The organism is Pseudomonas sp. SIMBA_041, from assembly GCF_046535095.1.
Lineage (GTDB): Bacteria > Pseudomonadota > Gammaproteobacteria > Pseudomonadales > Pseudomonadaceae > Aquipseudomonas > Aquipseudomonas mucoides.
Genome location: NZ_JAWRXJ010000925.1, coordinates 1 through 237, shown reverse-complemented (window position 1 = coordinate 237; position 237 = coordinate 1). Strand labels below are relative to the sequence as shown.

Sequence of the window (237 nt, the reverse complement as noted above, 5' to 3'; positions counted from 1 at the left end):
ATGTAGCCAGCCCCAAGCGATTCAACAATACCGAGCAAAAATGCTGCGACTGCTGCGCCAAGCGGATTGCCCAGCCCTCCGAGAATGGCAGCGGAAAAGCCTTTGATCCCGAGCAGGACACCGATGTCATAAGAGGTTACGCTCAGCGGTGCGATCACAATCCCTGCTATCGCTCCGGTCGCTCCACTAATTCCGAATGCCAGCATACTCATTTTTGCCGGACTGATCCCCATCAGG

The 237-nt window shown here is 55.3% G+C and carries 1 protein-coding gene; it reads right to left on the bottom strand.

Annotation, left to right across the window (positions count from 1 at the left end):
• Positions 1 to 237, bottom strand: a 237-nt coding sequence (locus tag SB725_RS33835) for an ABC transporter permease subunit (protein ID WP_410923775.1), incomplete at both ends; no start/stop codon positions are given.